The sequence below is a fragment of the Paraburkholderia sp. BR10872 genome (genome assembly GCF_040965835.1).
Lineage (GTDB): Bacteria > Pseudomonadota > Gammaproteobacteria > Burkholderiales > Burkholderiaceae > Paraburkholderia > Paraburkholderia nodosa_A.
In genome coordinates this window covers 131,829-138,627 of record NZ_JBFRCN010000016.1, presented here as the reverse complement: position 1 = coordinate 138,627, position 6,799 = coordinate 131,829, and the positions used below count along the sequence as shown (strand labels likewise).

The 6,799-nt window shown below is 66.5% G+C and carries 6 protein-coding genes; 2 read left to right on the top strand and 4 right to left on the bottom strand.

Going from position 1 to position 6,799, the window contains the following annotated elements; translation table 11 throughout:
- Window positions 1-912 (bottom strand): TOBE domain-containing protein (locus AB4Y43_RS15360; protein WP_368728135.1); only part of this gene is annotated, 912 nt, incomplete at its 3' end.
- Between the two features lie 91 nt (window positions 913-1,003).
- Entirely contained in the window at window positions 1,004-2,662 is a 1,659-nt protein-coding gene (locus AB4Y43_RS15355) for a CHAD domain-containing protein (RefSeq protein WP_368728134.1), read from the bottom strand.
- A gap of 234 nt (window positions 2,663-2,896) precedes the next feature.
- Between AB4Y43_RS15355 and AB4Y43_RS15350 the strand changes: the two genes are divergently transcribed.
- Together AB4Y43_RS15350 and ppk2 are read left to right on the top strand one after the other, a co-directional pair.
- Entirely contained in the window at window positions 2,897-3,115 is a 219-nt protein-coding gene (locus AB4Y43_RS15350; protein WP_368728133.1) for a YdcH family protein, read from the top strand.
- Between the two features lie 256 nt (window positions 3,116-3,371).
- The gene (ppk2, locus tag AB4Y43_RS15345) at window positions 3,372-4,409 is read left to right on the top strand and encodes a polyphosphate kinase 2 (protein WP_368728139.1); all 1,038 of its coding nucleotides are present in this window, start codon (window positions 3,372-3,374) and stop codon (window positions 4,407-4,409) included.
- Window positions 4,410-4,423: 14 nt separating this feature from the next.
- Here the strand turns inward: ppk2 and AB4Y43_RS15340 are convergent, their stop codons facing one another.
- On the bottom strand, window positions 4,424-5,938 hold the full coding sequence (locus AB4Y43_RS15340) for an intermembrane transport protein PqiB (protein ID WP_368728132.1): 1,515 nt from the start codon (window positions 5,936-5,938) through the stop codon (window positions 4,424-4,426).
- Between the two features lie 222 nt (window positions 5,939-6,160).
- Entirely contained in the window at window positions 6,161-6,772 is a 612-nt protein-coding gene (locus AB4Y43_RS15335) for a DUF3313 domain-containing protein (protein WP_176732813.1), read from the bottom strand.
- Between the last annotated feature and the right edge of the window lie 27 nt (window positions 6,773-6,799).

The following is a 6,799-nucleotide window of genomic DNA, read 5'->3' as shown; positions in this document are numbered from 1 at the left end:
TAGCAGCACGCTCGAAGCCTTGAACACGGCCGTCGCCGCTTGCCCTGCGACGAATCCCAGCGCGTCCACGCTCGCTTCGGTCACGATCGCGGCGATCACGGTGCCGCCCGGCAGGGCGAGCGTCACTTCGGCGTTCACGGCGCCACGTTGCACAACCTCGATCGTCCCGCTGAGCCGGTTGCGCGCCGAAAGCCGCTCCGCGTCTGCCGCGCTCGCGACCAGCACGACCGACGTCGCCTTCACGAGCGCCACCACGGGCGCGCCTGCGGCAAGGCCGAGCGCTTCGGCGCTCTCGTGTGTGATCGTGGCCACGATGCCCTCGCCGCCGGGCAGCGCGATCGACACCTCGTCGTTCACCGCACCACGCACGATCCCCGAGACGGTGCCAAAGAGCTGATTGCGCGCGCTCGTGCGCATGGCGAAGCGGCCGAGCACGGCGAGGTCGCGCGCGAACCCGCCAGCGTACGCATCGCCGCCTTCGCCCGAAACGGCCCCAAGCGCGTGCGCCGCACGCTCGATAAAGCGCTGGTGCTCCCGCTCGATAGCGCGAAACGTCTCGACGAGCCGCAGCGCCCGCGGCGTGAGCGTCGTCCCGCCGCCGCCCTTGCCGCCCGTCGCGCGCACCACGAGCGCCTCGCCCGCGAGATTGTTCATGACGTCGACGGCGTCCCAGGCGCCCTTGTAGCTCATGCCGACCGCTTTCGCGGCGCCTGTGATCGAACCGGTTGCATGGATGGCTTCCAGCAGCGCAATGCGCGCCGCGCCGCCAAGCATCTGCTGGCCGGACTGAAACCAGACCGAGCCGCCCAGACCCAGTTCCGGCGCCTCGGCGGGTGTCGATGTATCAGTGGAGCCGGCGTCGGCTTGGCCGGCTCCGGCGGATGGTGAGTTCAGGTCAGTGGGATTCATCATGCGCAACATAAGCGAAAACGAGACGAACGAACGATGGTTCGGCGCGGCTCGCCAAACCGCCAATCCGCGCCAGCGATTATAGAGACGCATGTCAGGCGCCGCGCGCCACCTTCGGCGCACCCAGTTCGCGTAACAGGCGTTCGCCCTCCTTCGCGGTATAGCGCTTGACGGCCTCGCACCAGCCGCGTGCGAACCCAAGCTGATACGGCTCGGCGTCCATGCGCTCGAGATAGCGCAGGGCCACCGCGGCGTCGTTGCCGTCGCCGAGCACGCTCTGCAGCCGTGCTAGCGCGCGCGCCACCTCCATGCGCGTGCGGCGCGACGTGAGCGTGGCGAAGAATTCGATCGTGTAGCGCAAATACTTCGCGTTGATGCGCGCGCGATGACGGCTCGCCTCGTCGATGGCCGTGAGCTTTTGCGTGCTCGCGAGTTGCTCGTAGTAGCGCCGCACGCGCTTCTTCGCGTGGCGATGCAGCGAAAACCCGGCGCTGCCGGCGTCGTGCGCGCGTCGCGCGCGCAAGTCGAGCCACTGGAGCCACGCCAGCGCCGCGAGCGCATAGCGCTGCGAGGCCAGCGCCTCGCGCAGCCGCGCGCGCGCGGCGAGCCGCTGCGCGTTTGCCGCGTCGCGAATCGCGTCCCAGCGCCCCGGCTCGACGTCGGCGGCAGCGAGCGCAGGCAGCGTCGATTCGACGAAGACATCGCGGTCGCGCGCATCGCCGAGCAGGCCGCCGAGCCATTTGAGCTCCGGCTCGATGCGCGTCTCCCACGCCTCGTCGCACCAGCGCGAGAAAATGCGCATGGCGGTGCGCAGCCGCCGCTGCGAGACGCGCATCTGATGGATGAACTCGCCGTTCGTGCTGTCGCGCACGCCCGCGTCATTGCCGAACCACTGCACGCTGATGTTGCGCCCGATCGCCACGAGCGCGGCCTCGGCGGTGGCCGCGCCGGCCAGATCCACGGCTTCGGCCTTGATGGCTTCGGCGTCGCCGGTCACGCTGCCAGCGCTGGCGCGCTCAAGCGCGTCGGTCAGCCGCACGAATGCGGGGAGCGCCCCGATCAGGTCGCCGGCACAGGCAAACAGCGCATCGACGATAGGCCGCTCGTCCTCGCCTTCGGGCCAGGGCGCGCTCACGCGCAACTCGTGCAAGGCGGACAAGTCGGGCGGGGGCGCCGCATCCGCGCCGTGAGTGTCCCGAGCCACCATTTCTTGCTGCGCTGCCGACGGCTCGTGCAAGTCTTCGTCGAGCGTAAGCAATACGTCGATGCCATCGCGCGGCCACTGCCAGCGGCTGCGCATCGCCACGAGGGTGGCCGATGGAGCGAGATCGTCCGCGCTGCCCAGCGCCTCGCGAAACGGCTCGGGCGCGGCGTCGAAGAGCGCATGCGCGATGCCGTTCGCATCGAGCGCCGCCTCGAAGATCGGTGCGACCACGGTAACCCCAGGCGTATGAACGCGTCGGCTCGACACGACAACGCGCTGCGTGTCGCCGCGCGATTCGACCGCCACGCGCCAGCCGAGCCCCCGAAGGACCCCGCCGCGATCGAAGGCGACCGTCGTCACGCGCTCGCGCGCGTCGGGCAGCGCCACGAGCATCGGCAATGCCGCGCCCAGGCTGGCGGCCCGCTCCGAAGGTTTCGGGCTGGCGTGCGTCCTGGACGCCGCTCCCGTGGCGGCGACGGCTTTTGCGTTTTTTCTATCCGGCGCTGCCGGGATCACGACATCCAGCACGATTTCCAGAACGCGATCCATGAACGCTCCAGGGTTCTGTCGGGCGACGGCTTGGAACAGTGCAAGCGGATGGAGAACCAGGAACTGCGACGACGCGATCGATGGTACACGCGAGCGCGCCCCGATGCCCCAGGTAACGTCCCTGACGCTTCGGGCAATCGGAGTCTGATGATGGTCAAGACTGCCACGACCAGACGGTGGAAAAATAACGACCTGCCAATTTCTCCCATTTTGCCTGTCTGTAAGGAGTGTTGAGTGTTCCCTGAGTACAGAGATTTGATTTCGCGCCTCAAGATCCAGGACGACCATTTCGCCCGGATTTTTCATCGTCACAACGAACTCGACCAGCAGATCAAGAACATGGAAGCGGGTGTCGTGGCTTCGCACAGCATGGAAGTCGAGCAGCTAAAAAAGGAAAAGCTTCAACTGAAGGACTCGCTCTACCTCATCCTCAAAAAGGCGGCAAACGCCTGAGCCGGCCGGCGTCCAGCACTGGCCGTTAGCTGGACAAGCGGGCCGGCGCTGGCCAGCGGCGCGCAGGCTTTTGCCTCGGCGCCGCCCTGCCAATCAAGCCCCGACGACTTCCCTGCGTGCCATTGCCGCGCGCGCCTTCGATGCATCCGCGTTGAATGCGAGTCACTGCGCATGCACTCCCATCCCCGCATCCGCCGACACCATGCCCAAATCCATTCCCTACCCCGCTTCCGACGCCGCCAGCCCCGCCGCACGACTGCCGCTCGTCACGCCCCACAGCGCCGAATTGCGCACCGTCGACAGTGCCGTCGAATCCGCGAGCGAGACGATCGCAGGCGCTGTCCATGATCTCGTCGCGCGCATTCGCGCCGGGCACAATCCGCCCGCCATGCTGCTCGAGTCGATCGCAGCATTGATGCAAGGCATGTCGCCCGACGAAGCCGCCCAGTTGCGCAGTCTGATCCTCGAAGGCAACCCTGCCGACTGGCGCAACTCGCGCTCGCGCCACCCCGACGAGGAACTCGCCTCCGGCTGGCGCGAAGGCGGCTATCCGTATCGCAACCTGATGTCGCGCCGCGCCTACGAGCGCCAGAAGTACCGGCTGCAGGTCGAACTGCTCAAGCTCCAGGCGTGGGTGCGCGAAACCGGTCAGCGCGTCGTGATCCTGTTCGAGGGCCGCGACGCGGCCGGCAAGGGCGGGACGATCAAGCGCTTCATGGAGCATATGAACCCGCGCGGCGCGCGCGTCGTCGCGCTTGAAAAGCCCACCGAAGTCGAGCGCGGCCAATGGTATTTCCAGCGCTATGTGCAGCATCTGCCTTCGGCCGGAGAGATCGTGCTGTTCGATCGGTCCTGGTACAACCGCGCGGGCGTCGAGCATGTCATGGGCTTCTGCTCGCCGGAGGAATATGCCGATTTCATGCAGCAGGTGCCGGAGTTCGAACGGCAATTGATCCGGAGCGGCATCCATCTGATCAAGTTCTGGTTTTCGGTGAGCCGTGCCGAGCAGCGGCGACGCTTCAAGGAACGCAAGGTGCATCCGCTCAAGCAATGGAAGCTGAGTCCCGTCGATCTCGCTTCGCTCGACAAGTGGGAGGCGTACACCTTGGCGAAAGAGGCCATGTTCTCGCAGACGGACACCGCCGATGCGCCGTGGACGGTCGTTCGCTCCGATTGCAAGAAGCGCGCGCGGCTCAATGCCATGCGATTCGTGCTGCACAAGCTGCCTTATGCGAGCCGGGACGCAGAGGCGATCGGGGTGGTCGATCCGTTGCTGGTGAGTCGGGCGCCGTAGGCGGCCTTGCCGATTCACGGGTCTGCGCGCTTCCCCCAGATCAATGCCTCGGGGTGGCGTTCGAGGTAATCGGATAAGGCGTTCAGGCTGGCCAGCGTACGCCGCAACGCGGCCAACGCCTGATGAGCGTCGCTCTGCAACGGCGAATCCTGGTCGAGCATCGCTTGCGCGGAACGAAACGCCCGTTGCGCCGATTCGAGCGTCGAACGCGCACGCGGTACGAGCTCCGTATCGAGCCGCGCAAAGAGGACATTCGACTGCTGCAACGACGCGTCCAGGTTGCGCCCGATCGCCTGAAGCGGCATGCGGTCGAGCCGGCGCACGATATTCGACACCTGGTCCTGGAGTTCTTCCAGTGAGTTGGGCACCGTCGGCAATTCGACCGGCGAGCGCTCCGTGTCGACGCGCGCCGCGGGTGCGCGCGGGAAGATGTCGAGTGCGACGTACTTCTGCCCCGTCAATAGACTTCCCGTGCGTAGCTGGCCGCGCAGTCCCTGAGCGACGAGCTGGTGCAGCAGGCTCTTGCCCGCCGTTCCCGCACCGTCGCCGAGCGCGTCGCGGTAGTTGCGGCCGAGCCGCGAGGGATACAGGCTCAGCGTGACCAGCATGTCGAAACGTCCGCTTTCGGGTTGGAGGTCGATAGCGACTGCCGTGACCGTGCCCAACCCAACGCCGCGGAATTCGACTGGCGCGCCAACGGACAGCCCTCGCACCGACTGCGCGAAGCGCATGCGCACCACGGCAGGCGGACCTTCGTTCGCGCGCATCGCGTCAGTGCGGCTTTCCGCGAGCCGGAAATCCTCGACGCTCGTGGCGGACACTGGGCGCACGCTCCCACGCGGCGTATCGAATGCGAGGCCGCCCGCGAGCAGCGCCGCGGCCGGCGGCGTTTCCAGCCGCATGCCGCTGGATTCGAGCTTGAGTTCGACGCCGCTCGATTGCCACCAGCGCGTATCGGACGTGACCAGACGATCGAACGGTCTCCTGACGAAAACGCCGATACGGACGTTATCGCCACTGGTCACCAGCGAATAGCCGAGCACCTCCCCGACCTGCACACCGCGAAAATAAACGGGCGAGCCGGCATTCAGCGAGCCGAGCGTTGGGGCGCGAATCACGAAACGCGTGCCCTCTGCGTCGCTGGTGATGGCCGGCGGCGTGTCGAAGCCCGTGAATGTGTAGCACGCCCTGGGCGAATGAATGTCGATATCGACGTCGATCCAGGTTCCCGATACGGCGGTCAGGAGCCCGGAGATGTTCTTCACGTCGATGCGCGGACGCACGACCCAGAATTTCGTCCCGCACATGGCGATGTGTGGTCCGGCCGCATCGAGCCTCAGTTCGGCATCCACGCGCTGACCATCCGCGGACAAACGCAGATGCTCGAGCCGGCCAACGACCACGCCGCGATATCGCACCGGCGTTTTGCCGGCGACGAGCCCGGCGCCCGACACGAAGCTCACGGTTACACGGGTGCTGCGTTGCGACAGCGCTTGAGCGAGCATCAGGCCGCCAGCCAGGTTCGCCAAAACCCACGCGGCCCAGACTGCGGCATGCAACCACCGCCGGTCACTCACAACTTCCCCACGACGACATGCCACACGCGCCTCGCAAATCGGGATGCAAAGGCGAGCGCATGGCCAACCGCGCATGCAAAGAAGCTGAAGAGACTCACGGTGCGTTGAAGATCTGGCGAGAAAGTCGATGGGGTTCGGACCGGCGGCGCCCTTTGCGCTCAGGCGGCTTCGCCGTTAGCGCAACTGCTCGACGAGCGCATCGGCGCCCTTGTCGATGCCGGTTTCGGCCGCGCTCAGGGAGCCGAAGGCAGCGGGCAGATTCATCGCGTTCGGGTATTGCTTTGTCACGTAGGCGCGAAGCAGACGCCCCGACGCACTGTCGTACACCTCCACGGCATACGACACCGAGCCGCTAAACGCTCCTTTGCCGCCCCGGATCGCCTGAACGCCGTTGTAGAGATTGCCCGCGATGTCGAAATGCATCGCCTGGCCGATCAGGGCAGTCGTTTTCTCCGCGCCGGTCAACGTGAGTTTCACGCGCAGCGTCGCGGGCGACGGCTGGGTCGCCAGGTCGAAACGCTTCGATAGCGTGTCGGCAAACGTCTTGTGCATGTAGGCGGCGAGCACGTCCTTGTCCGAGTCCGACAGGTCGCCGAACTGATTGTCGGCGCCTTGATACACCGCGACCGGATCGACGATGACCTGCGAGTAGCGCGACCAGAGCACCGGCGCCGCATAGCGGAATGGCGTCTGCGCGGCGTCGTGATCCCGGTTCTCCTTGAGCTGGGAGGACGAGGCGAGGCTGTTATAGGCCACGGGCTGCACGCCCGCACACGCCGACAACATCAGGAGTACTACGCAAGCCGACGACAT

Bases quoted from the DNA above. Each gene is read 5' to 3' on its own strand.
- AB4Y43_RS15355 (WP_368728134.1), bottom strand. From the start codon at position 2,662: ATGGATCGCGTTCTGGAAATCGTGCTGGATGTCGTGATCCCGGCAGCG.
- AB4Y43_RS15335 (WP_176732813.1), bottom strand. From the start codon at position 6,772: ATGTTGTCGGCGTGTGCGGGCGTGCAGCCCGTGGCCTATAACAGCCTC.